Origin of the sequence: Acinetobacter sp. YH01007 (assembly GCF_013420425.1) — a bacterium.
In the GTDB taxonomy this organism is placed as follows: Bacteria; Pseudomonadota; Gammaproteobacteria; order Pseudomonadales; family Moraxellaceae; genus Acinetobacter; species Acinetobacter towneri.
On sequence record NZ_VOYC01000024.1, the window covers coordinates 1 to 24975 of the forward strand.

Consider the following 24975-nt stretch of genomic DNA (forward strand, 5'->3'; position numbering starts at 1 on the left):
TGACATAATTCCAGACGAAGTTCACTTCTGATGCTAGTTGGTCTAACACCTTGCAATGTTTGTCTTTTATACGTAATTTAAGGGTTTTCATGTACTTATATTAACAATCAAAACTCAAGGAAAATAGCCCTTAGTTAAATCAAACGACACTTCATGTCGTGTCGCTTATATCTCTGACCTGAAGGACTGAGTTTTACGCTCCATTTGATAAAAATAATTCAGATCAGATCCGACTGTGTCCAGCACCTTGGCAACTTCAAGGTGAAGCCTATATTTTAAATTATTGGCTCAGCCCGCATTTTTTAAATCTGGCACAGCCTTTTGGCTTAGCACCTTCTTTTTTAGGGCGTCTTGTTCAAGTCATGTGGGTACGTTATAACGCTAGCCCCATTGGCGCTTATGATGAGCTGCTGATTTTAGATCATCCTCTATTTAGGCAGCGTCGTTTATCTACCATTCCTAAAATTTTTGTTTCAACTGAGTCTTCTGTGCAACACGGACAACAGCTTTGGGGTATTCCGAAAGAACTGGCAAGCTTTGATTGGGATATTCAAGATCGACAGATGAGTTGCAAAATACAACACGCAGATTTGCAATTCGCCATTCAACTTGAAAAATGCAATACGCAACGTAGCTTTATTGATAGTCATTACATCCCTGCTGCGCTTTTAAAAATTCAGCAAACATGGCAAGGGAAATCTTATCAATTTAATCCTTCTTTTCGCGGCAGATTAATCCCACTCAAACATGCGTCTTGGCAATCGAATCCAAGTTTGTTTCCTGATTTTAATCAGGCACGCTTCATCAATGGTTTTTACGTGCCTGAGTTCGAACTGACTTTTCCAGAAGCCGAAATCTCTACTCTGGTTTAACCGTTCCACGTGAAACAGATTAACAAAGACAACCCAAGGTTTAGCTACGTGGTCGATCCCAAAATTTTCTAAAGTTTTTACACATTTCAATGCTGATTTTTTTGGCGCGACGCGACACAAAGGTCATGCTAATAAAACCATGTGTTTGATCTAAATATTCTACATATTTTACCGTGACAGCATGTTGACGTAATTTATGTGCATAAATTTCAGCTTCATCATGCAAAACGTCATGCCCTGCTGTGACCACAAAGGCAGGCGCTAGTTTTTTCAATTTGCCAAAAGTTGGCGAAATGATTGGATCATCCAAAGCGACCTGATGCTGTGTGACATAGTGCTGGGTGACAAAATCAATATCTTGTCCCGTCAACACCAAACCATCTTTATAAGCAAAGAATGAAGGATGGCGACTCTTAAAATCTAAGGCTGGATAAATTAAAAATTGTGCGTCAGGTGCATAGGCTGAATGAGCACTACGCTGTGCAACCACCGCTGCAATATTACCACCCGCACTATCGCCTGCCACCGCTATGCGATTTTTTAAAATTTTCATTTCTCGACGATGTTGATATGCCCATGCCAAAGCATCTTCACAGACTTGAATAATCTGCTGTGGACTAGCTTCAGGCGCGAGTGGATATTCCACACTCAACACTTGTGCATGGGCATGTACCGCCATTAAGCGGCAAAATTCGTCATGACTGTCTAAACCACCCACCACAAAACCACCACCATGATAAAACACGATTAAAGGCAATTTTTTATGTGGTGCAGGATGATAATAACGCGCTGCGATATTGCCACTGGCTAAGTTTAAACGGATTTCTTCAACTCGTTTGACCGCAGTTGGAGTGCTCAGAATAGATTGCATTTGTCGATCAAATGCCTGTCTAGACTGTACAGGGTCAGCACCAATAAAACCAATTTTCCCTTGTTTTAATTGTGCCGCCATCATGCATTTAATAAATGGATCAAGGTCTGGATAATGATACGGATAACCCAAAGCTTGAGCCAAAGTATGATGTACTCGACTTGGTAACTTATTTAATGCACGTGCAGCAGCACCTTGTCCTTTGTGCAATTTATTTTTGAGAGATGAATTCAAAATTTGCATGCCTGTTCCTTTTTATATGTCTGCATGATTTGCCTAAACGCTTCATAATTTCTTCATGATCAACAGCACAGTGACCATTTTGTTATACAAGTGCTTCAATCGTTATACACATTCAAATTACCTATACGCTACCCTGCTTTTATGACGCTGTCATTGACACTATTGCAGTCTATGTTTGATGTTTCAGACAAATTCACCTCATCAGCTCAGGAGGCAGAGCATGACTAAAAAATTAATCTTACTTTCATGTGCGACTGCTTTTTTAGCCGTAGGTTGCGTAGTCGTGCCTGACGAAGGTTACTACGATGGACGATATGAGCCACGCTATGATGATGATCATCGACGTTATGACAATGATCGGCAGCGTTGGGAATATCAACAAGGTAAAAATCGGGTTGAGTTAGAGCGTCGTAAACGTGAACTAGAACGTCGTGAATGGGAACAAAAACGACAACAGCAATTACAGCAACAACGCTATGAACAAGAGCGACAACGTTTAGCAGAGCAGCGTAAACGCTTATCGGAACAGCAGCGTAAACAGCTTGAGCAAAAGCGTAAGCAGCAAATTGAAGCTGAACAAAAAAAGCGTGAGGAAGCACGTAAACGCTGGCAACAACAACGTGATGCACAACAAAAGCGCTGGCAGGAAAACCGTAAAGACCGTGAACAACGACGTGATCGTGATTGAGTCTTGCAGCAAAGCAAAACAAATGAGGTAAAAAAAGGGCTTATTCAGAAGTTAGATAAGCCCCGAAAACACATTTAGCAATACACAAGAAACTACAGCGATATAGCATCTATGCGCAAAGAATAAGCAGTGTTAGGTTTTGTGTAAAATATATAATTACTCTCGATTAAGCTGTTTTAGCGATTAATCAACCAAAACTTAAAAACTCTAATCATACGCATGCACAATATAGTGAACAAACACCCAGTCGAATCCTGTTGATAAAACAGTGTTTTTAGCTATCTCCGTAATAAAAGCACTGGTTTAGCTGAATAATCAGCTCCCTATTACCATACTTTTTTAAACAAAAAAATATTATAAGTTTCAAAGTTTAATTTGCTTCATTCATCCGCCGACATCTTGATTCAAAATGTATTTTTTTGACCAAATTTCATGGCAATGAAAATTAATCTACTGGCACGCTTGAATTTTGCCTGCCCTGCCCCGATTTCTTAGCTAATTACGAACTTCTCTAACCATGGCAGTTCAGCAATAACGCAGTTAGCACTGACGCCAAAGGACTGTACATGTTTAAAAACCCATTTAAACGGAGTAAATCAATGGCAACTGAGCAGAACGAACAAACTCAAGACCTTGAGCTAGAGCAGACGGAACAACAAACAGCGCAAGATACTGAGCAAGCAGAAGTTTCCGTTGAGTCTTTACAAGAACAACTGAGCAAACTTGAAGAAAACCTAAAATTGGAAAAAGCACGTACTGCCAATGCAGTTTACGAAGCGGAAAAAACCAAAGAGCGTTTAGAACGTGAAGCAGATACAGCTAAAAAGTTTGCTTTAGAAAAGTTTGCTAAAGAATTATTGGATTCTGTAGACAACCTTGAGCGTGCTATTGCCGCCAATGGTGATGAAAAAACTGCCTTGTCTGAAGGTGTGGAACTGACCTTGAAATCATTACTGACCACTTTAGAAAAGTTTGGTGTGGTGGTGATTGATACAGCCAATGGTTTCAATGCAGACCTGCATCAAGCCGTAGGGATTGATCCAAATGCAAAAGCCAATGAAATTGGCAACGTATTACAAAAAGGCTACACCTTACATGGTCGCTTACTCCGCCCTGCAATGGTGATGGTTGGCGCTTAAGCCTTATAAAATCGAGAGTTGATAAAAAATTTTCATCTAAACAACTTGAAAAATTTTGATTGGCTCTCATATCGAATAACAAGTGAAAACATTGCAAAAGAATTTTTGAGGAAACATCCAAATGGCTAAAATCATTGGTATTGACTTAGGTACAACTAACTCATGTGTAGCGGTACTTGAAGGCGACAAAGTTAAAGTAATTGAAAACGCAGAAGGCGCACGTACAACTCCATCTATTATTGCTTATAAAGATGGCGAAATTCTTGTAGGTCAATCTGCAAAGCGTCAGGCTGTAACTAACCCGAAAAACACATTATTCGCAATTAAGCGTTTGATTGGTCGTCGTTATGAAGACCAAGCGGTACAAAAAGACATTGGTCTTGTGCCTTACAAAATCATCAAAGCAGACAATGGCGATGCTTGGGTTGAAGTGAATGACAAGAAACTTGCACCACAGCAAATTTCTGCAGAAACTTTGAAAAAGATGAAAAAGACTGCCGAAGATTATTTGGGCGAAACAGTTACTGAAGCCGTGATTACTGTACCTGCGTACTTTAACGATGCACAGCGCCAAGCAACCAAAGATGCGGGTAAAATTGCAGGCTTAGAAGTTAAACGTATCATCAACGAACCAACTGCTGCTGCGCTTGCATTTGGTATGGACAAGAAAGAAGGCGACCGTAAAGTTGCTGTATATGACTTGGGTGGTGGTACTTTTGACGTATCGATCATTGAAATTGCAGACCTTGATGGCGACCAACAAATTGAAGTGTTATCAACCAACGGTGATACCTTCCTTGGTGGTGAAGACTTTGACAATGCCTTGATCGAATACTTGGTTGAAGAGTTCAAAAAAGAGCAAAACTTCAACTTGAAACAAGATCCATTGGCATTACAACGTCTGAAAGAAGCGGCTGAGAAAGCAAAAATCGAGCTTTCATCTTCAAATGCGACTGAAATCAACTTGCCATATATCACTGCAGACGCAACAGGTCCGAAGCACTTGGTGATGAACGTGACTCGCGCCAAACTTGAAGGTTTGGTTGCTGATTTAGTCGCTCGTACCATTGAGCCATGTAAAGTTGCGCTACAAGATGCAGGACTTTCAACTTCTGACATCTCTGACGTGATTTTGGTGGGTGGTCAATCACGTATGCCACTTGTACAACAAAAAGTACAAGAATTCTTTGGCAAAGAGCCACGTAAAGACGTAAACCCAGACGAAGCTGTTGCAATTGGTGCAGCAATTCAGGGTGCCGTATTGTCTGGTGACAAAACTGACGTATTGCTTCTAGACGTAACTCCGTTAACGCTTGGTATTGAAACTATGGGTGGCGTGTTGACGCCAATCATTGAGAAAAACACCACGATTCCTGCGAAGAAATCTCAAGTGTTCTCAACAGCGGCAGACAACCAGCCTGCAGTAGACATTTCAGTTTACCAAGGTGAGCGTAAAATGGCTCAACAAAACAAATTGTTGGGTAACTTCCAATTAGGTGACATTCCACCAGCGCCACGCGGTGTGCCACAAATTGAAGTTTCGTTCGACATTAACGCTGACGGTATCTTGAAAGTGTCTGCAAAAGACAAGAGCACAGGCAAAGAACAATCGATTCAAATTAAAGCAAACTCTGGTTTGAGCGATGCTGAAATTGAAGCGATGATTAAAGATGCTGAAGCAAATGCTGAAGAAGACCGTAAGTTTGAAGAACTTGCAAAAGCACGTAACGAAGCGGATGCTTTAGTTTCTTCTGCTCAAAAAGCAGTAAAAGACCTTGGTGAACAAGTGACTGCCGATGAAAAAACTGCGATTGAAACAGCAGTGACTGAGCTTGAAGCCAGCACTAAAGAAAATGATGTAGATGCGATCAAAGCGAAAACTGAAGCGCTTCAAAACATCATCATGCCAATTACGCAACGTGCGTATGAAGCTGCACAAGGTCAAGGCGGTGCACAAGGTTTTGACCCGAATGCATTCCAAGGCGATGCAGGTCAAAAAGCCGATGATGGCGTAGTCGATGCTGAATTCACTGAAGTCAAAGATGATAAAAAATAATTTGTCGCTTTAACGCACATCAAAAACCGCGCTGCAAGCAATTGCAGCGCGGTTTTTCTTTTCGATATCCATACACTGACTTCAAGATTTAAATGAAAGAGCACAGACAATTGGACGCTCAACCGAGTACAATAGATAAAATGATGCTCTAACTGCAAATAGATTGAGTTTCTGCCCTACTTTCGGCTACAGTAAACCCAAAAAAGGATGCCGCTAGCAATGCGTTTGTTTCTATTGGGTGCAATCATACTGTTTTCTATCTTGCTGATTTATCAAAATATTCAACATCCGCACACACGGCACAATACTGCACTAAATCGTTTACAATATCCTTTAGATACTCGCCTACGTTATCGTATTGCTGAAGTCGATCCGCGTTTTGGCTTAAGCCATGCCGATTTACTACAACTGAGTCAGGAAGCCACCCATATTTGGAAACAAGGGACGGGACAAGATTATTTTGTATATGACCCGAACGCCAAGCTCGCCATTCACTTGATTTATGATCAACGTCAAGATGAATCAAACCAACGCCAACAACAACTTACAGCCATTGAACAACGCCAACAACACTGGAACAATCAAAATCAAAATATTCAAGCACTAAAACAAGAAATTGCAGATAAAAATCAACAACTTGATGCAAAAAAAATGCTATTTGAACAACAACTTGAACAATACAATCGTCAAGTACAGCAAATTAACCAAAGTGGTGGGCTACATCCTTCGCAACAGGAAATTTTTGCAGCCAAAAAACAAGAAATCCAGCAACACATGTGGAGTTTAGAACACGAAATAGCGCAATTTAATCAGCAAATTAACCAGCTCAATCAACAAGTCGATGCCCTCAATCAACTTAATCAAGACATTGATGTATCCATCCAGCAATTTAATGCACGTTTTCAACCACGTTTATTTGATAAAGGCAGCTTTGATGGTCAGGCCATTCGGATTTATGAGTTTCAATCTAAAGATGATTTACGTCTAACTTTGGCGCATGAATTTGGTCATGCTTTGGGTTTAGCACACCATAACGACCCTTATGCCTTAATGTATCCAATGCTAAAAGATCAGCAGTTGCAGAATTTCCAACTGCGCCCTGCCGATCTCGATTTACTCCATGCACGGCATTGAGCAATCTGGCAAACTGAAGTGACTAAAACACAAAACTCCCCTCACCCTGTACGATAGTTGCATATCCATTACACGTGCAAAGGCAGCAAATTTACTCATTTCATGTTATTGTGAAGGCTCTGTATAACCCTGAACGATCTGTGGAGATTCATGTGAGTTACTACCATATCCTGATTGAAGTAAATGACCACATCAGCACGATTGAACAAAGCCGTGATATCGAAATTTTTGATATTGTTGAGCTTCAACCTTGTCTCCACTCGATTTTATTGCCGTATTTTAATGAGCAAGTGATTGAACTTGAAGATGAAAATATTGAATACAAAGATATTTTGCATCTTGAGGTTAGACAGACCTTATTACCAATTGAACACCTGATTGAAGAAGAACAGCGTTTGCTGCCAAGTGATACCGACATCACCATTTCAGCTTATGAAATTTTTAATAACAAAGAATTAAGCCAAGATGTCACGACTGTGATTTTTGATTTGCTTGAAGCAGTGAAAATTGAACCTTAATCCCCTGTTTTAAGACAAAAATTAAAAAGGTCTGCACATTTGCAGACCTTTTTTATGCAATCGCAACAACTTATTGCATCATTTGTTTGGCCGCTTCATTACGAAACGCTCTTAAAATTTGCTGCCCTGCCCGACCTGTTGCAGCCAAGCCGAGTCGAGTCTGTTCCTGACGAATCGCTTGACGGGTTTTGTCGCCAATTAAACCATCCACTTCACCAATGTCATAACCACGGCTTAACAAAAAGCGTTGAATTTCACGGCGTTCTGCGCGGGATGTACCTGCATCATCGGTTGGCCAAGCGGTGCGGAATGCAGACTGCCCCATTAAACGATCTGATAAATGCGCAATCGCTAAGGCATAACTTTCTGCTGCGTTATAGCTATAAATGGCATCGAAGTTTCTAAACACTAAGAATACAGGGCCATTCGCACCTGCAGGTGCCATCAAGCCTGCCTGACTACTGCCCGATAAATTGCCCTGAATTAATGCCGAACCATCTGCACGAGTCAACCCACGATTAACCCAACTGCTGAGGGATTTTTTATTGCGTCGCCCTTCACCACTCAAAGACATGCCTGCAGGCACTTTGACTTCAAAGCCCCACGGCTGCCCTGTTTGCCAGCCGCGACGTTTTAAAAAGTTAGCGGTGGAAGCCAAAGCATCTGGAATACTAGATACTAAGTCACGGCGACCATCACCATCAAAATCGACCGCCAACTCATCATAGGTCGATGGCATAAACTGAGTATGCCCAAACGCCCCTGCCCATGAGCCTTTTAATTGTGATTCAGTGACATCACCACGTTGCAATAAACGCATGGTGGTAAAAAACTCACCTCGGAAATAGCTTTGACGGCGTCCTTCACAGCTCAAGGTACCTAGCGCTTGCAATAATGGATAGGATCCTGAAATCGCACCAAAGTTACTTTCTACACCCCAAACCGCCACTACGGTTTCTGCAGGTACGCCATAGGCTGCTGCAACACGATTGAGCACATCACGGTGCTGTGCCAATTTCTGCTGTCCTGCCTGCACGCGCTCATCATCGACCAAGCCTGAGAGATAATCCCAGATTGGCGTAGAAAATTCAGGTTGGTAATTTAAACGCTCAATGACGGAATAATCTGGGCTGAGATTTTGAGTATAGCGATCATAACTGCTGCCACTCACCCCTTTGGCAATGGCTTGGCTGCGTAAATTGGCCAAACAACTTTGAAAATGGTTTTGTGGTTGAAAATTTGCAGATGTACTGACCGTTGGTGTTACGGTGACAGATTTTCCATTGATAATCAGTTCTGCCTGAACCTGAGTAGCTGCCATTGCAGCTGTCGCAAAAATCACAGCGAAACGATGCATAATACCCTTTGATGTGTTTTGAATTTAAATCTTGGCTTTACCATAACACCTTCAGCCACAGAGATCAGATGAAAATCTGTAACTTTAAATTCATTTACACAGTTTTAAATTCATTTTCTCGTTTTAAATTTAAAACACTTATCCACAAGTACGGCATCTCACATTTTTAAATTCAAAATCACAACACATGATAAGACTTTTAAATTTAAAAGTTTAAATTCAAATTAAACCAACCCAAGTTATCCACAAAACACGACATTCACTGCATATTTACGATGTATTACTTTGAATTTAAAAGTAGCTTTTTAAATTTAAAGATCAAAAGAGCCGCTACTTTATTTAAATTCAAAACTGCAGATCTATCTTTAAATTCATTTCTGATATTTAAATTCAAAGTTGAAGCATCGCTTTAAATTTAAAACGCGCTATTTGAATTTAAAGTTTTGAATTCATAATTATCATCTGTTTCCCATCAGACTTGTGCGCATTTTTATTTTAAGTATTGCTTTGCTACGGTGATGGTTGCTTATTCAGCCTGATCTATCTTAATCAACCTAAAATTACAGCGTCAATCCTAGACAGATTAACGGTAGAACACCTTAAAAATGGGCAGAATAAAAAATGTGAGAGCATAAAAAAGCGCTCATCGTGATGAGCGCTTTGGCGTCATTTTTAAATTTACAAGCTCATATCAGCACTGAGCGCCAATGGATTTGGCAAAATTTTTGCCAATTGGCGGCATAAATCTGTCAACTCAGCAGCATCATTCGGCATTAAAGTAATATGCCCAATTTTACGACCTTCACGCTCAGTTTTATTGTACAAATGCAAATGTGCGCCATTCAATGCCAACACATCTTCAGTTTTGGGATGCTGACCAATAATATTGACCATCACCGTTGGACGTACCACTTCAGTTGAGCCTAACGGTAAACCTGCTACAGCACGAATATGGTTCTCAAACTGCGAACACACCGCGCCTTCAATTGACCAGTGACCTGAGTTATGCACACGAGGTGCCATCTCGTTGGCATACAAGCCCTTGTCAGTGACAAATAGCTCTAACGTCAACACACCTACATAATTCAAGTGATTGAGCAGGCGAGTGATATAGTCTTGTGCCGCAGGCTGCAAGTCAGCGCTGTTTGGTGCAGGGACAATCGAATGCGACAAAATACCGTTGTGATGATGGTTTTCTGCCAATGGCCAAGTTTTTACTTCACCATTTTGACCACGCACCGCAATAATAGATACTTCACGTGAAAAAGTAACAAAACTTTCTGCGATCAAGCTGCCTGCAGGGCCAAGTTCTGCCCATGCTTGTTCAATCTGATCTGCACTGCGCAAGACAAACTGACCTTTGCCATCATAGCCGCCTGTTGCGGTTTTTAGCACAATTGGCAGACCAAGTTCAGCTACAGCAGCCTGTAAACTTTCCAGCGAGTTGACCGCTTTATACGGCGCAACAGGAATCGCCAATTCATCAAATAAGCCTTTTTCCAGCAAGCGGTTTTGGGCAATTGCCAAAGCCTGACGTGGTGGATGCAAGTCTTTGTGCTTAATCAATACATCAACATCAGCCAACGGAGTATTTTCAAACTCAAGGCTGAATACATCGGCACTGTGTATAAAATCTTGTAGGCTATTTTCGCTTTTGCTGGCAAAAACCTGACCCAAGGTTGCCGCTGGGCAATCTGGACTGGCTTCAAAAAAGGTACATTGAATATTTAAGGGTAAAGCCGCTTGTGCCATCATGCGACCCAATTGACCGCCACCAAAAATACCGATGGTCTTATCCATAGTAATTGTCCCGCTTAAGCCTGACCTGGAATATTGTTGCTTGAAACTTTCTCAGTTTGCGCGGCACGGAAATTGGCAACATTTTGTGCAATTTCTGGACGGGTTAAACCTAAAATTTGGGCTGCCATAATTGCCGCATTGGTTGCTCCCGCAGGACCAATCGCCAATGTACCTACGGCAATACCTGCAGGCATTTGCACAATTGAAAGTAATGAATCGACACCATTTAAAATTGAAGATTTCACTGGCACACCCAAAACAGGTAAATCAGTTTTAGCTGCACACATACCTGGTAAGTGTGCGGCACCACCAGCGCCTGCAATAATCACCTGAATGCCACGATCACGCGCTTGTTCAGCATATTCAAATAAGCGATCTGGGGTACGGTGTGCAGAAACGACTTCCGCTTCAAATGGGACACCAAGCTGCTTCAGCATATTGGCAGTGTGTTCGAGAGTTGCCCAATCCGATTGAGAACCCATGATAATTCCAACGAGAGGAGCGTCTTGTGCAGCGGCCGCGTTCATTACAAATATTCCAGAAACGAAACTAAGGAAAGAGAAATTCAGGCGAGAAAGCCAAGCTTGAATAAGAACTCCACATTATAGACTGATTTTTCGACTTGTTAAAATTGAACACGGCGACTCAACCGACTTTTTTGATTATTTTTATCGGGTTATTTTAAAGAATTGAAAACAGTTAAACAAAATAGGTGAACCTAAAGCTATTCAAGCGAGCTAAAACTCGTCTTTAAGGCGCACGAAATACAAAATACACGCAACCACATAAACATAAGGCTGCCCATAAATAATCCAGTTTAAAAGGTTGCTTAAACAGAAAAATCATAAACGGGACAAACACCAATAAAGTCACAACTTCTTGGGTAATTTTCATTTGACCTACCGCCCAGCCATGCTGCGCCAGCAAACGGGTAGCAGGAATCATCAAACTGTATTCAAATAGGGCGATCACCCAACTGAATAAAATTGCCTGCCACAGCGGAGCATCATGTGGTAAAAACTTGAGATGACCATACCACGCCAAGGTCATAAAACAGTTTGCAATCACCAAAAGTAAAAGTGCTGAAGACATTGTGTCGTACTATCTTAAAAATTCAGTTTTATTTTACGAGCTATTTGCCATAAAAAATGCAAGAGCAGCAATTTTTTACATCCTTTGGCGCAGATTCAGCTCAGAAAAATCCCTGAAATGAGATACAAGAATCACTATCTTTTCGCCAAAACCCTTGCTATCGTTGCTTCAAATCAAGTTAATCACGACAACAGCACAAAAATACGTGATGTGTCTATAAAAAGCAGTGGAGTAAGGCGGAATGCATCTGCATATTTTGGGTATTTGTGGCACATTTATGGGCTCATTGGCACTTTTGGCCCGCGATTTAGGACATACCGTCACAGGTTCAGACCAAAACGTCTATCCACCGATGTCGACTCAACTGGAAAATGCAGGCATTACCTTAATGCAAGGTTATGACCGCAGCCATTTACAACCGCATCCAGATTTAGTGATTGTGGGCAATGCCATGAAACGTGGGATTGATGCGGTTGAATACATGCTGAATGCAGGTTTACCGTATATTTCTGGCCCGCAATTTTTGGCCGATCATGTCTTGCAAGGCAAACACGTACTGGGCGTTGCAGGCACGCACGGCAAAACCACCACCACCACCATGTTGGCGTGGGTATTGGATCAGGCAGGCTTAGAACCGGGCTTTTTAATTGGCGGCGTTCCTTTAGGCTTTAGTGAAAGTGCACGTTTGGGTGCAGGCAAGTATTTCTGTGTCGAAGCCGATGAATACGACTCTGCGTTTTTTGATAAACGCTCCAAGTTCGTACATTACCATCCTAAAACCGCCATTTTAAATAACCTTGAATTTGACCATGCCGATATTTTTGATGATTTGGCCGCAATTCAAAAACAATTCCATCATTTGGTGCGTACCATCCCAAGTGAAGGGCGCATTATTGCCCCAATTACAGAAACCCATATTGATGAAGTGTTAGAAATGGGTTGCTGGACACCTGTGCTACGTACTTCGCTCAATGCAGATCCACAAGCGGAACTGTATGCAGAACAACTTGCAGCAGATGGTTCACATTTTAAAGTTCTGAAAAATGGTGTGCTACAAGGTGAAGTGCGCTGGAATATGACTGGGCAACACAGTGTCGCCAATGCCTTGGCAACCATCGCCGCAGCAGAGCATGTTGGGGTTGCAATTGAAACCGCATGTGCAGCGCTGTCCAATTTTGGTGGGGTGAAACGCCGTATGGAGTTATTAGGCACCATACGCGGCATTGAAGTCTATGATGACTTTGCCCACCATCCAACCGCAATTGAAACCACACTGGACGGCGCACGTAAGCGTTTGGGTGAGCGTAAGCTTTGGGCGATTATTGAACCACGTTCCAACACCATGCGCATGGGCAGTCATAAAGAGGGCTTGGCAGATTCAGCACGTTTGGCGGATGCTGTGATTTGGTATCAACCTGAAGGTTTAGACTGGGATTTACAGCCTGTGGTTGCGGCTGCTCGCAATCATGCGGTGGTGGCCAATACTTTGGATGAAATTATTCAAAAAATCGTGAGCCAAGCAGGTGAGGGCGATGCAGTGGTGATTATGTCAAATGGTGGATTTGGTGGTTTACATCAAAAACTCATTCAAGCGTTGCAACACACGGCTTAAAATCGCTTAAACTGATTTAAAACTCTTTCAAAAAAAATCCCCTGTTTTTGGCAAAAAATAGGGGATTTTTATATTAATTATAAACTTATATATTATAATTATTAAAAGCAACAATACTGCTCATGAACTTGTCATCTTGACCTGTTACTTTAAAAAGATTACATCCTGCGAGCATGACGGTTGCTACAGGTTGGCTGCTGGATGTCTTTCATCATTATTACTAAGAAGGATGGTCACAATGTCAAAAACAATGAAAGCCATGGTCTACCACGGCGCCAATGATATTCGTTTTGAAGAACGCCCACGTCCAGAAATTTTACAACCAACAGATGCCGTGATTCGTCTCACCAAAACTACAATTTGCGGTACTGACTTAGGTATTTGGAAAGGTAAAAACCCAGAAATTCAAGACACTGCAGTTGCCAAGACAGGGCTATTTGATGGCCGTATTTTAGGTCACGAAGGTATCGGGATTGTTGAAGAAGTCGGTTCGGCAGTCAAAAATTTCAAAAAAGGCGACAAGGTCATTATTTCTTGTGTCAGCCGTTGTGGTACTTGTGAAAACTGTCAAAAACAACTCTATGCACACTGCCAAAATGAAGGCGGTTGGATCATGGGATATATGATTGATGGTACTCATGCTGAATATGTCCGTACTCCATTTGCAGACACTTCTTTATATTTGCTGCCTGAAGGTTTAAATGAAGAAGTTGCGGTTTTCTTGTCTGATGTATTGCCAACTTCACATGAAATTGGTGTGCAATACGGCAATGTTAAACCTGGTGATACCATTGCAATTGTGGGTACAGGTCCAATTGGCATGGGTTGTCTGCTTACCGCACAGTTCTATTCTCCTGCACAAATTATCGCAGTCGATATGGACGATAACCGCTTGGCGATGGCAAAAGAGTTGGGTGCAACCCATACCATTAACTCTGCCAAAGAAGATGCAGTACAACGTATTTTAGAGATTACAGGTGGTCGCGGGGTAGACTGTGCCATGGAAGCTGTAGGTGTCGAAGCCACTTGGGATATTTGCCAAAATGTCGTGAAAGAGGGCGGACATATTGCCAATGTGGGCGTACATGGTAAGTCGGTAAATTTTGAGTTAAACAAACTCTGGATTAAAAACCTGACCATCACTACGGGTTTGGTGAATACCAATACGACAGGTATGCTGTTAAAAACCTGCTGTTCAGGCAAATTACCTTTAGAAAAACTGGCAACGCACCATTTTAAATTCTCTGAATTTGAAAAAGCCTATGATGTGTTTAAACATGCTTCAGATGAAAATGCCATGAAAATGATGATTAATTACGAATAATCTTGGCTTAACTATGTTACAAAAAAGCCAATCTACGCGCTGTGGATTGGCTTTTTTGGGCTTTTATAATATTTTCAAGAAAATTTTAGACTGCACGACAGACGAAGTCTGCATGCTGTTTTAATACCAACACATTAGATTATTTCAACGTAGAAAGACTTTTAAGCCACGACATCAGCATATTGTGTATCTGTTTCAAAAGCCGTCTCAATATAAGAGCACACGGGTACAATTTTTAGCTGCTTTTCACGTGCAAAGGCGACCAAAATATCTAATAGCTGACGGGCAACCCCTTGACCTCGTAATGTCAGATCGACCCAAGTGTGATCTGCTAAAATAGTGTGATCATCTTGATATTGATAAGTAATTTCAGCGATATGCCGACCATCTCGTTCAATAAAAAACTCGCCACCGCGTTGGGTTTCTTGATGTTGAATTTGCATAAGTCCACCTATCAAACTAAATCTATTTTTTCAATTTGCCACACTCTTTACGAAATATTGTGCTGAATTTGTACAACTTAAAGTGATTTACCATACAGAATAAATTGCACAACACTTAAAATTATGTAATTCTTTACGCAGATTTAGGCAGCGTCCTAATCCCAAATTATGTTGAACAAGGGGAGTAGCCTCCTCCAAGCGTTAAAATATAACTTTAACGTGTCAGCGTTTCGTCATTACACTTTGCAAAAAGTCGGACGCTGAGCATAGTGCACATACTTGTTGATACAAGTCCGCTCTATGTAGGCAAGACCTTGATCATGTTGTTACAGATGTTTGAAATCATCTGACAACAGGTCAAGGTTTTTTTGTGGCCAGTTGTTGGATGTGGAGATTGTATGGAATCCATCGGCAATTTATGGCTATATCTGGTCTTTTTTGCAATTGTTGCAGTCATGCTCGCCATTGACTTCTTAGGCTTTAAACAAAAAGCAGGCGAATCGGTCAAAGTCAAAACCGCTGCGTATTGGAGTATCGCCTGGGTCAGTGTGGCAGCTTTATTTGGTGGCGGTTTATGGCTGTATCTTAAACACAGCGTTGGGCTAGAAGTCGCCAACACCAAAGTCATGGAATACTTTGCGGGTTATTTGCTGGAAAAATCACTGGCGATTGATAATGTATTCGTTTGGTTGATGATCTTCGCCGCATTCGCCATCCCACCGGGCTTACAGCGTAAAATTTTACTCTACGGCGTACTGGGCGCAATTATTCTCAGAACCATTTTTATTTTTATTGGAGCTTGGTTTGTACAAGAATTCTCCTGGATTTTGTATATTTTTGGCGCATTTTTGGTCTACACAGGCTTTAAATTCTTAAAAGGTCCAGAGCAAGAAGCCAGCAATATTGAAGATATGGCGTTGTTGAAATGGCTACGCAAACACATGCGTATTACCCCAACACTGGAAAAAGATCAGTTTTTTGTGCGCCAAAATGGTGTACTTTGGGCAACGCCATTATTTTTAGTTTTAATTTTGGTCGAAGCATCTGACGTTATTTTTGCCGTGGATTCTATCCCTGCAATTTTTGCCGTGACTACCGATCCGTTTATTGTACTCACTGCAAATCTTATGGCTATTTTGGGCTTACGTGCCATGTTTTTCTTGCTCTCAGGCGCAGCCACTAAAATGCATTATTTACCGTATGGACTGGGTTTAATTTTACTATTTATTGGCTTTAAAATGCTGATGTTAGATGTATTCCACATGCCTATCTGGATTTCACTCGGCTTTATTGTACTTGTGCTGACAATCACTGCGTGGTTATCAATTCGACATAGTCGAAAACACCATGAAACCACATTATAAAATTTAATAATCCCCACCATCGTTGCAAGCCTTCTTTCGAGAAGGCTTTTTGTATTCATTTCACCAAGTTTTAATTTACCGTACGATAAATTTTATCGTACTGCTGCAAGCTACATTTAAGGTACAATCTCTTGAAAAATGAAAAATGTAGGTTGTTTTATGCCATCTCCTGTACAACGCACCGCAATTCGTGGTCGCTTTCTTGATTTCAAAAACTGTACCAGCCAAGCCGATCAAATTTCAGAACAAGTCCGTTATGTAGACGATGGCTTGTTAATTTGCGAACAAGGCAAAATTCAGTGGTTTGGTTCATGGCAAGAAGGGCAGGCAAAGCTAAACGCCAACACAGAGTTCCATCATTATCCTGACCATCTCATTGTGCCTGGCTTCATCGACACCCATATTCATTTTCCACAGACTGAAATGATTGGCGCGTATGGTGAACAATTACTGGAATGGCTGAATACTTATACTTTTCCGACTGAACTGCAATTTGCAGATAAAGCCTATGCAGATCAGATTGCACAATTTTTTGTGCAGGAATTACTGAAAAATGGCACCACCACAGCTTTGGTGTTTTGTACGGTACATCCTGAATCGGTAGATGCGTTGTTTGAAGCGGCAGCACAACATCAAATGCGTTTAATTGCAGGTAAAGTGCTGATGGATCGGCATGCACCTGAAGCATTGTGTGACAGTGCAGACTCAGGCTATACAGACTCTAAAGCGTTGATTGAAAAATGGCATGGAAAAGGACGTAATCTCTACGCGATTACGCCACGTTTTGCACCGACTTCTAGCCCTGAGCAACTGGCGCGGGCAGGGCAACTCAAAGCCGAATATCCCGATGTTTATGTACATACCCATTTAAGTGAAAATCACAATGAAATTGCGTGGGTGAAACAATTATTTCCAGAGCAAAATGGATATTTAGATGTTTATCATCACTATGGTTTAACAGGTTCACGTTCGGTTTTTGCGCATTGTGTGCATTTAGAAGAACATGAATGGCAATGTCTGCATCATACCGATTCTGCAATTGCCTTTTGTCCAAGCTCCAATTTATTTTTGGGCAGCGGTTTATTTCCGCTGCATAAAACTTGGGAGCGACAGGTGAAGGTCGGTTTAGGTACAGATATTGGCGCAGGCACCACGTTTAATGTACTGCATATCCTCAATGAAGCCTATAAAGTACAACAACTGCAAGGGGCAAAACTCTCTGCTTTTGAAGCGTTGTATCACGCCACATTAGGTGCTGCCAAAGCTTTGGACTTAGACGATAAGCTGGGGAATTTTAAGGTAGGCAAAGAAGCCGATTTTGTGGTGCTGGATTTAAATGCCACCGCTTTACAACGCTTACGACAACAACGTTCCAAACATCTTGAAGATGCATTATTTGCCCTCATTACTTTAGCAGATGACCGTAATATTCATGCGACCTATATTTATGGACAACGTGCCTACTACCAACCCAATCAAAACTCAGCAGCAGGTGGCTAAACCTGCGCAATCCTCGTATATAAAACCCATCGGATGGGCAATGCTGATACTCGGTTGTGCTTTGTTGTTACGCTCAGATTCTCACTCAGCACAAAAATGATGCTATTTTAACCATGCAAGCACGTGCAACATCGCGCAAGATATATTAAAATTAGCGCATATTTTGGGGTGTTGCAGGTCAACACCTTTTTTATTTTTGCTTTTTAGGTATCTACCCATGACAGTTGAAATGCAGGTTTTGATTTCTGCAGAAGAAATCCAAACAAAAGTTCAGGAACTTGGTCAAAAAATTAATGCTCACTATGCCAATAGCGACAAAGAGTTGGTTTTAATTGGCTTATTACGTGGTTCTGTATTGTTCATGGCAGATTTATGCCGCACCATTCAAAAGCCGCATGAACTGGATTTTATGACTGTATCCAGCTACGGCGGAGGTACTGTGTCATCGCGTGATGTGAAAATTTTAAAAGATTTGGATGGTGAAATTCGCGGTAAAGATGTCTTGGTGGTTGAAGATATTATCGACTCGGGCAACACCCTAAATAAAGTGATGGAAATTTTGCAAACCCGTGAGCCAAATTCAATTGAGCTATGTACCTTAATTAGCAAGCCATCACGCCGTGAAATTGAACTTGAAGTTAAATTCATGGGCTTTGAAATTGAAGATAAGTTTATTGTCGGTTATGGCTTAGATTACGACCAGAAATATCGTCATATTCCGTTTATTGGCGAAATTGGCTTATAAAACAAACACGCCTCGCTTAAAAAAAGTGATCGTTTCAGATCACTTTTTTTATGGCTAAAATTTGCATTTCATCTATCTAACAGGACAAAAACACAACATGCTGTAGCATTATTCGACTATTTTCCTTGGGATTTTTCAGCAAAAATAAGTCTGAAACATGATGTAAAACATAAACAAAGATAACAAGGAGCTGCTCATGTGGTCATTAATTGTCGCAATTGTGGTGGGTTTTATTGCAGGTTTAATCGCCCGTGCGATTCATCCTGGAGATGACAAAGCAGGGTTTATTGTCACCACCTTACTTGGGATTGCAGGGTCTTTATTGGCAACCTATGCAGGGCGTATGATGGGATTGTACGGTGATGGTTCTGCCGCAGGCTTTATTGCCTCCATCATTGGTGCGCTGATTATTCTATTTATTTATAATACGTTCATGAAAAAATCGCGTGCTTAAATCCTGTATTAACGACTGTAATTTTTCAGTCAAACATCTTCTCTCTCAATAAAAAAACCGCCTAAAAATTGAGGCGGTTTTTTTATATCTACTTCGCAATCACAAATTTCAGGTTTGCTCCGATACACACTACACAATTTTAGTTGCCAATATCAGATAAAAAATTAGCCGTTCTTAAAGACCAAATTCTTTAAAAATCTGTTCAATTTGTGCCGCAGGATATGCTCCCATAACTTTAAAGCCATTCAAGAAAATAATCGCAGGCGTACCGTTTACACCTAAACGATGCGCTAAAACAATGTTGCGCTCCACAGGGTTGGCACAACTGCTTTGACTTGTAGGCAATTGTGCTTTTGTGATCAGGTTTTCCCAAGCAAGAGCAGGGTTTTTCTCACAATACACCTGTTTAGATGGCGCAACAGATTGCGCTTTTAACGGCAAAATAAAGGTATAGATTGTAATGTTGTCCAGCTTTTTCAGTTCAGCCTCAAGCTGTTTACAATATGGGCAATTTGGGTCAGAAAAGATCGCAATCTGACGTTTTCCCGTACCTCGCACACTTTTGATTGCATCTTGTAACGGTAACTTTTTCCAATCGACACTGTTTTGTTGGATCAATAAATCTTTGGTTAAGTTATGCTGATCCTTTAAACGAATCATTGAACCCGCCAAAATATGTTGTGCATCTTCATTCAAATACACCACTTGACCATCCATAGAGGCACTGTAAATACCTTTCATTTCTGTGGCTTGAATATTGTCTAATTTCAGTTGCGGATGCTGTTGTTTGACATTTTTACTAACCGTTGCAACATCGGCCATGCTCACGGCGCTGCATAATCCCATTAAGGCAGCTAAACTCAATTGTTTAATCATGTGTTTCATCTAAAAGTAAATTTAGCCTGATTCTAAGCTGAAAGCTGCACAGAATTCAGTATTTTTAAGCCAGAATTACGCAATTGCTACAACTCGTTTTTGCTATGCAACGCTTTAGGTTTCACGTGGAACATTCAAACCTGATGGCGGATTAATTTCTACTGAAATATGCACAATTTCTTCATGAATGGCGAGGGCGGTGCGGACTTGATCTGCGTCTAAATCGTGTGCGGTTTCCAATGCCAAAATACAGGAAAATTTACCCTGTCCGACTTTCCAAACATGCAAGTCTGTAATCATCACACTGACTGGTAACTCTGCAATCACTTCACGAATTTCATCCACCACAGGATGATCCATTTCTGCATCCAGCAATGTTTTCCCTGTTTCCTGCATCAAACCTATCGCCCAACGCGCCACTAAAATTGAACCAACAATACCTAACAGTGCATCTAGAAAATCCCAGCCCCAATATTTACCCGCAATTAAAGCAATAATCGCAAAAATTGAAGTCACCGCATCTGCCACCACATGCATAAAGGCGGCTTTTTGATTCAGGTCATGGCTGTCATGCGTATGCTCATGATGGTGATGGTGATGGTGATGGTGATCATCTTCATGTAATAACCATGCACAAATCAAATTGACCAATAACCCTAAAATTGCAATTGGGATGGCTTGGTTATACTGAATATCGACAGGAAAAAATAAACGCTCGATAGAGTGAATTGCCATAAATGCAGCCACCACCAACAATAAAATGGCGCTGCTATAGCCAGCTAAAATTTCAATTTTCCATGTACCAAAACTAAACCGTGTATCTGCTGCATAATGACGTGCTGCCCGATAGGCAAAATAAGCCAAGCCTAGCGCCAGCATGTGTGAGCTCATGTGCCAGCCATCCGCTAGCAAAGCCATGGAATGAAAAATCCAACCACCCAAGATTTCCAAGAACATCATGACAGCCGTCAGCAAAGCCGCATATAATATTTTTTTCTGCGCCAGCGGATTGCCTTGATCGAATTGATGTGGATGCATACGATGAGAGTGTTGCTGACGCATAATGGGAAATCATTGTTAAATATACTCCCATAGAGTATATAAAAATTGAGGTGATGTGTTGGGTCATTTACATACAGATAAGAAAATTTTAAATCGCGTCAAACGCCTACAAGGACAAATTGGGGCAGTAGAACAAGCACTTCACAATCCTGATCATGGCTGTATTGAAGTTTTACAACAAGTCGCAGCCATTAAAGGTGCGGTCAATGGTTTGATGAATGAGTTAATCGAATCGCATTTACGCCATCATGTGATTGGTGATCAATGCGCGATTGATGAACATGAACTGGAAGAGTTTATGAAATTGCTGAAACGCTATGCTTAAACACAAATAGGCTTGACCAGATTCAAGGCTTGTCTTTACACTGAGTGATATTTCTCACTATATGAGACTAAACTCAACAGTTTAGCCATCAATCGAGTTTTTATGACTCAATCTCAATCTTGGCATCCTTTCGTGATGATCAGCCTCGCCCTGATTATTGGCACCATGGGCACGGCACTTGCAAGCCCGCTGTATCCAATTTATCAGGAATTGTGGCAGCTTTTACCCAGCCATATCACCTTTATTTTTGTGGCGTATATGCTCGGTTGTTTGGCTACCTTGCTCTTTTTAGGGCGTACCAGCAACAGTATCGGCTTCTTAAAAACCTTAGAATTGGGTTTAGTCATCATCACCCTCGGACTGATTCTGTCTATGTTTGCCACCAATGCACTTTGGCTTGCTTTGGGGCGTTTTGTGATTGGAATTGCTTCAGGTCTTATGACTACATCGGCGTTAATTGGCTTAATGTGGAGTATCCCCGAATCACATAAAGCACATGCGCCACAGCTCAGTTCAGTCATTACCGCAGTCGGGTTTGGCTTAGGTCCTTTGCTCGGTGGTGGTGTGGCACAATTTTCAGCAGCGCCTTTGTTTAGTCCATATATTCCTGTCATTTTGGGTGCAGTACTGTGTTTTATTGGATTGTTACGTTTAGCACCGCCTGAATTTACGCCACAAGCCTTCTCGATTGCCCCAAAATTAGAACGCCCAGAACCACGCTTTCATGCAGAATTTTATATTACAGGTTTAACCGCATTCTGTGCCTTTGCTGCCTTTAGTTTATTTGCTTCGCTCTCTCCCTCTTTTGTGCAAGTGATTATTCCGTGGCACGGGCCTTTGGTCAGTGGTTTGGCCATCACCTGTATTTTGCTGATTTCAGCGCTGGTGCAGTATTTTTCTAAAGCCATTCCTGCACAAAAATGCCTAAATTATGGGCTGTATTTGCTGTTATTGAGTTTATTGGTACTCGGTTTATGCATGTATTTACATTGGAGTTTTCTATTTTTTGTGAGTGATGTGCTGCTAGGCATAGGACACGGGTTGGCATTGATTGGTGCTTTTGGCTTAATTCATGCCATGACCAATCTACAGAATCGCGCTGCAGTGATGTCGACCTATTTATTTGTGGGCTATTTAGGCACAATTCTGCCAATTATTGCAGTCGGTTATCTGGCCGATCATTTTGGTTTAACCACCGCCGTACTTAGCTTTTGTGCAGCCATCTGCTTACTGTGTGGCTACATCATTATTTGGTATCGCCAATTGCAGAACAAACCTGTTTTAGGATGAAGTTTCATCTAAACGACAAACTAAAATCAGGACAAGGTTTGGATCAGCTGAGTTTATTCAAATATTCAAACTTTGTAGATGACTAGGACTATGTCTTCTGTTTGATCTCAAACTCAGCAGCCATTATTTTTCATTGATGGTTTGATGCTCTAATTCTTTAGTTAGGAAGTAATTTAAAAAGGTTCGAATCACTGCAATGATCGCCAGTTTAATTAGGCTATCTAAATCTGGATCTACTGTGGTGGCTAAAATATCTGCAGCCAACTGAAATTCAAGTGCCGTCGCGAGCCAATCCCCAAAACAATAACGTGCAGTACGCCCCGATTTTAACTGAACCAGCACCAATAAAGTTTTAACCAGACCAATCACCACGCAAATCACAGAAATGGCTTCGAGTGACAATTGCAAAAAATGAACCGAAGAAATGAGTATTTCACGTAAAAAAGCCAGTTCAAACATCCAAATACCTCCATCAGAGATTTCATCTCGTGCATTTAGGATTGAATTGAGCGCCAATTTTTGATTATTTTCTCATCATAGCTTTAAATGCTGCGGTTTAAAAAGACTTACGTGATTATTGATGGGTTTTCATAAAGATAAATTGAAATGTTTAAATATGACATAAGTTAGATCGGGCTTGTGCCGAATGAGAAACTAAACATTAACGAATAGGCTGATTTTTAGTAGCAGATCACCCCAAATAGGATAATAAAAAAGCACTAAGCCACTCAAACTTAATGCTATTTTTGTATCAAATCAGGAAGTAATCGCTAAAAATCATTTCCCAATACAAAACGATCCAAAAATCTTGCCCAACAAATCATCTGCAGAAAAATCACCAGTGATCTCACCCAAAGCATTCTGTGCAAGACGTAACGACTCGGCTACTAATTCCCCCGCATGATAGACCACCAACTGCTCACGTGCTTCAGCCAAATACTGCTGCGTGCGTTTCATTGCGTCTAAATGACGGGTACGTGCAATAAAGGTATCTTCTTCAGGCTGAAAGCCTGCATGCGCTGTAATCGCCTCTATGAGCGATTGAACACCTGTTTCTTGTTTGGCCGACACAGTAATATGTCTAAACCCTTTAAAATCTGAAATTGTAGCTTGTACACCAGTTAAATCGCATTTATTGCCAATCAACATCAAACGCTTCGGTTCAATATGTTCAGCAAAATAATGCTGTGCCAATTGCAACGGATCTTCGTTTTGGCTCAAGTCATAGACCAATAACAATAAATCCGCCTGTTCAATTTCTTTAATTGCACGGCGAATCCCTTCCTGCTCCACAATATCCCCTGTTTCACGTAAACCTGCGGTATCGGTCAGGGTAATTGGTAAGCCATTTAGGGTAATTTTTTCATGCAATACGTCACGAGTAGTTCCCGCAATATCAGTCACAATTGCACGTTCAATACCCGCCAAGGCATTGAGTAGAGAAGATTTACCTGCATTCGGTTTGCCCGCAATCACTACCTGCAGACCTTCACGCAACAATTGTCCCTGACGCGCAGATTGTTGCACAGCAGTCACCGAAGTAGCCACTTCATCTAGCAAATTAAGGATTTTCCCATCGGCCAAAAAGTCAATTTCTTCTTCAGGAAAATCAATAGCAGCTTCAACATGCAAACGTAAATGAATTAACTGTTCTAGCACAGTATTCACTTTGGTGGAAAAAGCCCCTTGAAGGGAACGCACTGCAGAACGCGCAGCGGCTTGTGAAGTGGCATCAATTAAATCGGCAATGGCTTCGGCCTGTACCAAATCCAGCTTGCCATTTTCAAAGGCGCGCATCGAAAATTCACCCGCTTTGGCAGCCGTTGCACCGAGTTCCAGTAAACGTGCCAACAGCGCATTTTGAATCACTGGGCCACCATGCCCTTGTAGTTCCACCACATCTTCGCCAGTAAATGAATGAGGATTGGGGAAACAAATCACCAAACCTTCATCCATGACTTCATTGGCTGCATCGTAAAACTGGCGAAAACCTGCATAACGCGCTTTGGGTAAGTCTTTTTGGGTCAATGCTGCGGCAATCGCATAGGCTTTTGGTCCCGACAGGCGAATCACCCCCACACCACCACGGCCAGGTGGAGTCGCGATTGCGGCAATGGTGCTGCGGTTATACATAAAATTCACCTAAAACTTTCAAAATGTATGCAAAGAAAAATCCGCCTAAGATTACCATCTTAAGCGGATTTATTCAG

General features: G+C 41.5%; 24 protein-coding genes. 14 read left to right on the forward strand and 10 right to left on the reverse strand.

Annotation, left to right across the window (positions count from 1 at the left end):
* Positions 1-227: 227 nt before the first annotated feature.
* Complete coding sequence (locus FTT74_RS12060; RefSeq protein WP_167846493.1) at positions 228-872, forward strand: acetoacetate decarboxylase family protein; 645 nt, start codon at positions 228-230, stop codon at positions 870-872.
* Between the two features lie 40 nt (positions 873-912).
* On the opposite strand, the gene FTT74_RS12065 is transcribed toward FTT74_RS12060, so the two are convergent.
* Positions 913-1986 carry an alpha/beta hydrolase gene (locus FTT74_RS12065; RefSeq protein WP_131261892.1) on the reverse strand — a complete coding sequence of 358 codons (1074 nt, stop codon included), beginning with the start codon at positions 1984-1986 and terminating at the stop codon, positions 913-915.
* Positions 1987-2206: 220 nt separating this feature from the next.
* Here FTT74_RS12065 and FTT74_RS12070 point away from each other — a divergent pair, with 220 nt between their 5' ends.
* The 5 genes from FTT74_RS12070 (at position 2207) to FTT74_RS12090 (ending at position 7521) form a co-directional block, all read left to right on the forward strand.
* Positions 2207-2674: a hypothetical protein gene (locus FTT74_RS12070; RefSeq protein WP_131261893.1), complete on the forward strand. Its 468-nt coding sequence runs from the start codon at positions 2207-2209 to the stop codon at positions 2672-2674.
* Between the two features lie 566 nt (positions 2675-3240).
* The gene (gene grpE, locus FTT74_RS12075) at positions 3241-3813 is read left to right on the forward strand and encodes a nucleotide exchange factor GrpE (protein WP_257220042.1); all 573 of its coding nucleotides are present in this window, start codon (positions 3241-3243) and stop codon (positions 3811-3813) included.
* A gap of 121 nt (positions 3814-3934) precedes the next feature.
* Complete coding sequence (dnaK, locus tag FTT74_RS12080; RefSeq protein ID WP_104852793.1) at positions 3935-5869, forward strand: molecular chaperone DnaK; 1935 nt, start codon at positions 3935-3937, stop codon at positions 5867-5869.
* Positions 5870-6088: 219 nt separating this feature from the next.
* Complete coding sequence (locus tag FTT74_RS12085) at positions 6089-7003, forward strand: matrixin family metalloprotease (RefSeq protein WP_179989097.1); 915 nt, start codon at positions 6089-6091, stop codon at positions 7001-7003.
* 140 nt (positions 7004-7143) lie between these two features.
* Positions 7144-7521 carry a hypothetical protein gene (locus FTT74_RS12090; RefSeq protein WP_162164695.1) on the forward strand — a complete coding sequence of 126 codons (378 nt, stop codon included), beginning with the start codon at positions 7144-7146 and terminating at the stop codon, positions 7519-7521.
* A gap of 70 nt (positions 7522-7591) precedes the next feature.
* Here the strand turns inward: FTT74_RS12090 and FTT74_RS12095 are convergent, their stop codons facing one another.
* From FTT74_RS12095 to FTT74_RS12110, 4 genes are all read right to left on the reverse strand, one after another.
* On the reverse strand, positions 7592-8878 hold the full coding sequence (locus tag FTT74_RS12095) for a lytic murein transglycosylase (RefSeq protein ID WP_004969803.1): 1287 nt from the start codon (positions 8876-8878) through the stop codon (positions 7592-7594).
* A gap of 678 nt (positions 8879-9556) precedes the next feature.
* Complete coding sequence (locus tag FTT74_RS12100) at positions 9557-10678, reverse strand: 5-(carboxyamino)imidazole ribonucleotide synthase (protein WP_131261895.1); 1122 nt, start codon at positions 10676-10678, stop codon at positions 9557-9559.
* Between the two features lie 14 nt (positions 10679-10692).
* Positions 10693-11205, reverse strand: a complete 513-nt coding sequence (purE, locus tag FTT74_RS12105) for a 5-(carboxyamino)imidazole ribonucleotide mutase (RefSeq protein WP_019836195.1) — start codon at positions 11203-11205, stop codon at positions 10693-10695.
* A gap of 223 nt (positions 11206-11428) precedes the next feature.
* On the reverse strand, positions 11429-11770 hold the full coding sequence (locus FTT74_RS12110; RefSeq protein WP_019836196.1) for a DMT family protein: 342 nt from the start codon (positions 11768-11770) through the stop codon (positions 11429-11431).
* Positions 11771-12011: 241 nt separating this feature from the next.
* Between FTT74_RS12110 and mpl the strand changes: the two genes are divergently transcribed.
* Together mpl and FTT74_RS12120 are read left to right on the forward strand one after the other, a co-directional pair.
* A complete protein-coding gene (mpl, locus tag FTT74_RS12115) occupies positions 12012-13382 on the forward strand; it encodes a UDP-N-acetylmuramate:L-alanyl-gamma-D-glutamyl-meso-diaminopimelate ligase (protein WP_004969796.1) in 1371 nt (456 codons plus the stop codon).
* A gap of 238 nt (positions 13383-13620) precedes the next feature.
* On the forward strand, positions 13621-14706 hold the full coding sequence (locus FTT74_RS12120) for a zinc-dependent alcohol dehydrogenase family protein (RefSeq protein ID WP_179989096.1): 1086 nt from the start codon (positions 13621-13623) through the stop codon (positions 14704-14706).
* A 161-nt stretch (positions 14707-14867) separates the two neighbouring features.
* Here the strand turns inward: FTT74_RS12120 and FTT74_RS12125 are convergent, their stop codons facing one another.
* Positions 14868-15149: a GNAT family N-acetyltransferase gene (locus FTT74_RS12125; RefSeq protein ID WP_004969793.1), complete on the reverse strand. Its 282-nt coding sequence runs from the start codon at positions 15147-15149 to the stop codon at positions 14868-14870.
* A gap of 398 nt (positions 15150-15547) precedes the next feature.
* On the opposite strand from FTT74_RS12125, the gene FTT74_RS12130 reads away from it, so the two are divergent.
* The 4 genes from FTT74_RS12130 to FTT74_RS12145 all read left to right on the forward strand — a co-directional run bounded on the left by FTT74_RS12130 (position 15548) and on the right by FTT74_RS12145 (position 19212).
* Positions 15548-16513: a TerC family protein gene (locus tag FTT74_RS12130; protein WP_104852786.1), complete on the forward strand. Its 966-nt coding sequence runs from the start codon at positions 15548-15550 to the stop codon at positions 16511-16513.
* 159 nt (positions 16514-16672) lie between these two features.
* Complete coding sequence (guaD, locus tag FTT74_RS12135) at positions 16673-18013, forward strand: guanine deaminase (RefSeq protein ID WP_179989095.1); 1341 nt, start codon at positions 16673-16675, stop codon at positions 18011-18013.
* A gap of 217 nt (positions 18014-18230) precedes the next feature.
* Positions 18231-18758 (forward strand): hypoxanthine phosphoribosyltransferase, encoded by a 528-nt coding sequence (hpt, locus tag FTT74_RS12140; RefSeq protein WP_004969787.1) that lies wholly within the window; start codon positions 18231-18233, stop codon positions 18756-18758.
* Positions 18759-18954: 196 nt separating this feature from the next.
* Positions 18955-19212, forward strand: coding sequence for a GlsB/YeaQ/YmgE family stress response membrane protein (locus FTT74_RS12145; protein ID WP_004969785.1), 258 nt, complete (start codon positions 18955-18957; stop codon positions 19210-19212).
* Positions 19213-19386: 174 nt separating this feature from the next.
* On the opposite strand, the gene FTT74_RS12150 is transcribed toward FTT74_RS12145, so the two are convergent.
* Positions 19387-20034 carry a DsbC family protein gene (locus tag FTT74_RS12150; RefSeq protein WP_373683485.1) on the reverse strand — a complete coding sequence of 216 codons (648 nt, stop codon included), beginning with the start codon at positions 20032-20034 and terminating at the stop codon, positions 19387-19389.
* Between the two features lie 168 nt (positions 20035-20202).
* Positions 20203-21150: a CDF family Co(II)/Ni(II) efflux transporter DmeF gene (gene dmeF / locus FTT74_RS12155; RefSeq protein WP_167846433.1), complete on the reverse strand. Its 948-nt coding sequence runs from the start codon at positions 21148-21150 to the stop codon at positions 20203-20205.
* Between the two features lie 58 nt (positions 21151-21208).
* Between dmeF and FTT74_RS12160 the strand changes: the two genes are divergently transcribed.
* Positions 21209-21475, forward strand: a complete 267-nt coding sequence (locus tag FTT74_RS12160) for a metal/formaldehyde-sensitive transcriptional repressor (RefSeq protein WP_004969779.1) — start codon at positions 21209-21211, stop codon at positions 21473-21475.
* Positions 21476-21577: 102 nt separating this feature from the next.
* On the forward strand, positions 21578-22765 hold the full coding sequence (locus FTT74_RS12165) for an MFS transporter (RefSeq protein WP_171287397.1): 1188 nt from the start codon (positions 21578-21580) through the stop codon (positions 22763-22765).
* Between the two features lie 123 nt (positions 22766-22888).
* Here FTT74_RS12165 and FTT74_RS12170 read toward each other — a convergent pair whose 3' ends face one another.
* Both FTT74_RS12170 and mnmE read right to left on the reverse strand, forming a co-directional pair.
* Positions 22889-23224: a DUF1622 domain-containing protein gene (locus FTT74_RS12170; RefSeq protein ID WP_154321234.1), complete on the reverse strand. Its 336-nt coding sequence runs from the start codon at positions 23222-23224 to the stop codon at positions 22889-22891.
* Positions 23225-23542: 318 nt separating this feature from the next.
* A complete protein-coding gene (mnmE, locus tag FTT74_RS12175; RefSeq protein ID WP_178867910.1) occupies positions 23543-24898 on the reverse strand; it encodes a tRNA uridine-5-carboxymethylaminomethyl(34) synthesis GTPase MnmE in 1356 nt (451 codons plus the stop codon).
* Positions 24899-24975: the final 77 nt, after the last annotated feature.

Bases quoted from the DNA above. Each gene is read 5' to 3' on its own strand.
- FTT74_RS12170 (WP_154321234.1), bottom strand. From the start codon at position 23,224: ATGTTTGAACTGGCTTTTTTACGTGAAATACTCATTTCTTCGGTTCAT.
- mnmE (WP_178867910.1), bottom strand. From the start codon at position 24,898: ATGTATAACCGCAGCACCATTGCCGCAATCGCGACTCCACCTGGCCGT.
- FTT74_RS12095 (WP_004969803.1), bottom strand. From the start codon at position 8,878: ATGCATCGTTTCGCTGTGATTTTTGCGACAGCTGCAATGGCAGCTACT.
- FTT74_RS12125 (WP_004969793.1), bottom strand. From the start codon at position 15,149: ATGCAAATTCAACATCAAGAAACCCAACGCGGTGGCGAGTTTTTTATT.
- FTT74_RS12085 (WP_179989097.1), top strand. From the start codon at position 6,089: ATGCGTTTGTTTCTATTGGGTGCAATCATACTGTTTTCTATCTTGCTG.
- guaD (WP_179989095.1), top strand. From the start codon at position 16,673: ATGCCATCTCCTGTACAACGCACCGCAATTCGTGGTCGCTTTCTTGAT.
- dmeF (WP_167846433.1), bottom strand. From the start codon at position 21,150: ATGCGTCAGCAACACTCTCATCGTATGCATCCACATCAATTCGATCAA.
- purE (WP_019836195.1), bottom strand. From the start codon at position 11,205: ATGAACGCGGCCGCTGCACAAGACGCTCCTCTCGTTGGAATTATCATG.
- FTT74_RS12165 (WP_171287397.1), top strand. From the start codon at position 21,578: ATGACTCAATCTCAATCTTGGCATCCTTTCGTGATGATCAGCCTCGCC.
- FTT74_RS12120 (WP_179989096.1), top strand. From the start codon at position 13,621: ATGTCAAAAACAATGAAAGCCATGGTCTACCACGGCGCCAATGATATT.
- FTT74_RS12110 (WP_019836196.1), bottom strand. From the start codon at position 11,770: ATGTCTTCAGCACTTTTACTTTTGGTGATTGCAAACTGTTTTATGACC.
- FTT74_RS12100 (WP_131261895.1), bottom strand. From the start codon at position 10,678: ATGGATAAGACCATCGGTATTTTTGGTGGCGGTCAATTGGGTCGCATG.
- grpE (WP_257220042.1), top strand. From the start codon at position 3,241: ATGTTTAAAAACCCATTTAAACGGAGTAAATCAATGGCAACTGAGCAG.
- FTT74_RS12070 (WP_131261893.1), top strand. From the start codon at position 2,207: ATGACTAAAAAATTAATCTTACTTTCATGTGCGACTGCTTTTTTAGCC.
- FTT74_RS12145 (WP_004969785.1), top strand. From the start codon at position 18,955: ATGTGGTCATTAATTGTCGCAATTGTGGTGGGTTTTATTGCAGGTTTA.
- mpl (WP_004969796.1), top strand. From the start codon at position 12,012: ATGCATCTGCATATTTTGGGTATTTGTGGCACATTTATGGGCTCATTG.
- hpt (WP_004969787.1), top strand. From the start codon at position 18,231: ATGACAGTTGAAATGCAGGTTTTGATTTCTGCAGAAGAAATCCAAACA.
- FTT74_RS12065 (WP_131261892.1), bottom strand. From the start codon at position 1,986: ATGCAAATTTTGAATTCATCTCTCAAAAATAAATTGCACAAAGGACAA.
- FTT74_RS12130 (WP_104852786.1), top strand. From the start codon at position 15,548: ATGGAATCCATCGGCAATTTATGGCTATATCTGGTCTTTTTTGCAATT.
- dnaK (WP_104852793.1), top strand. From the start codon at position 3,935: ATGGCTAAAATCATTGGTATTGACTTAGGTACAACTAACTCATGTGTA.
- FTT74_RS12150 (WP_373683485.1), bottom strand. From the start codon at position 20,034: ATGGCCGATGTTGCAACGGTTAGTAAAAATGTCAAACAACAGCATCCG.